Source organism: Alkalibaculum bacchi, assembly GCF_937875145.1.
Lineage (GTDB): Bacteria > Bacillota > Clostridia > Eubacteriales > Alkalibacteraceae > Alkalibaculum > Alkalibaculum bacchi_A.
This window is the reverse complement of sequence record NZ_CALNCS010000221.1, coordinates 1-1,310: the sequence shown is the minus strand read 5'-3', so window position 1 is coordinate 1,310 and position 1,310 is coordinate 1. Positions and strand designations below refer to the sequence as shown.

The 1,310-nt window shown below is 43.1% G+C and carries 2 protein-coding genes; both read left to right on the top strand.

The genetic code is table 11. From position 1 onward, the window contains the following. Positions 1 to 199 precede the first annotated feature (199 nt). On the top strand, positions 200 to 1,102 hold the full coding sequence (locus Q7P22_RS13025) for a MetQ/NlpA family ABC transporter substrate-binding protein (RefSeq protein WP_303864828.1): 903 nt from the start codon (positions 200 to 202) through the stop codon (positions 1,100 to 1,102). A gap of 79 nt (positions 1,103 to 1,181) precedes the next feature. Continuing rightward, entirely contained in the window at positions 1,182 to 1,307 is a 126-nt protein-coding gene (locus Q7P22_RS13020; RefSeq protein WP_303864827.1) for a hypothetical protein, read from the top strand. The last annotated feature ends 3 nt before the right edge of the window (positions 1,308 to 1,310 follow it).

Genomic DNA, 1,310 nt, shown 5'->3' with positions numbered 1-1,310 from the left:
GACATTGCCGTCCGTTTTGGCTATCAACGCTTCGAACATGATGTGTTACTTGCTGCAGTTTATGCATTGCTTGTGCTGGTCTCATTGGTACAACTAGTAGGAAACGGTCTATCTCATAGAGAGCTTCGCCGTCGCGCTCTCGTTTAACTTTTTAAGTTTACGCCCTTGCCCTGTAGAGGCAATTGATAGGGAGAATTCTATGTCAATTATTGAAAATCATAATGTGTATAGCGCTGCTATTACACGACGCCACTTTGCTAGTCTTGCTGTAGGAAGCCTTGGATTAACACTGCTTTCAGCCTGCTCATCTGCAGATGGTGAGGAGTCCTCTTCAAATGAGGCCAGCTCAAATACTCATCCTATTACAGCAGATTCAGATGGTACCTATACGCTCAAAGCTATTGCAGATGCTTCGCCTCACGCTGAAATCCTTGCCTATGCGGAGCCAACACTTGAAGCAGATGGGATAAAGCTTGATATCGTATCGACAGCACCCGATGAAACGCTTAACCAAAAAACCGAAGATGGAGAAATTGACTTTAACTACGATCAACATGTGCCTTATCTTGATGAATGGAATGAAAAAAATAACGGTGATCTCGTAAGCGCCGGCAGCATCCATGTCGAGCCCATTACTGCCTATTCTGATATATATACAAGTAAGGATGATATCCCAGATGGCGCAAAAGTTGGCATACCCAATGATGCGACTAATGAATACCGGGCGCTCAAGATACTTGAAGACAATGGCTTTATTGAACTTTCTGATAGTGCTAAAGACAGTCTTTCGGCCTCTAAAGAAGATGTTACGAACAATATAAAGTCTATTGAAATAGTTGAGCTTGATGCAGCGCAGATTATCCCCACACGGGAAAGCTTTGACCTTTATATCACCAATACCAATCGCTACCTAGAATCAGGAATCAGCTCTAACAAGCTGTTTAGTGAAAGTTCTGATAGCCCTTATGCCAACGTTATTGTTGTCCGACCTGAAAATCAAGACAACGAAGCCATCACCAAACTTGTTGAAGTTTTGCGCTCAGATGATGTGAAGCAATTCATAGAGGAAACCTACAACGGTGCGGTTGTCCCAGCGCAGTGATTTTGCCTGTCTAAGACAAAGTTTTCTCTCATTGCTCATATAGGAGAGGTCTGTATTCATTTTCTTCGAAAGGTAAAGCATGGCAGAACAAAGTATCAATCTTGATCTTGATGCAGTACCTGTGCGTGAGGTCCGTATTAACTCGGTAACCAGCTATCAAGGGACAGCTAAAGGTCTTCTAGAGTGTGCTCAAAAAGACCTTTAGCTG